The sequence below is a fragment of the Chryseobacterium sp. SIMBA_028 genome (genome assembly GCF_046535285.1).
Classification (GTDB): domain Bacteria; phylum Bacteroidota; class Bacteroidia; order Flavobacteriales; family Weeksellaceae; genus Chryseobacterium.
The window spans coordinates 1-355 of record NZ_JAWRWZ010000093.1 but is presented as its reverse complement, the minus strand read 5'-3'; the positions used below and the strand labels follow the sequence as shown (position 1 = coordinate 355).

General features: G+C 39.7%; 1 protein-coding gene. It reads right to left on the bottom strand.

From position 1 onward, the window contains the following. The coding region (locus SCA31_RS22685) for a TSUP family transporter (RefSeq protein WP_410699307.1) at positions 1 to 248 on the bottom strand (248 nt) is incomplete at its 3' end. Positions 249 to 355 lie beyond the last annotated feature (107 nt).

Sequence of the window (355 nt, the reverse complement as noted above, 5' to 3'; positions counted from 1 at the left end):
GCTGTTGTTCCGATCTCCAAAAACATTCCGATCCTCATATTGGTGAAGCCTTCTTTAACGAAAGCAACGGCCGCACCGGAAGAAGTTCCGATCACAGATATTAATGAAGCACCGATTGCGTAATGCATAGGAACGCCGAAACCCAGCGTTAATAAAGGGATGATGATAACTCCTCCTCCTAAACCAGTAAGCGAACCTAAAAGCCCTGCCGAAATGGCTCCAAGAAAGAGAATAATGATTTCTGACATGCTACAAATATAAAACTATTGGCGTTCTCTGCCAAACGTTTAAAAAAGATAAATTTGACGTATTTTTGCATAAACGTAAAACGAATGAAATTATTCTATATCATCCT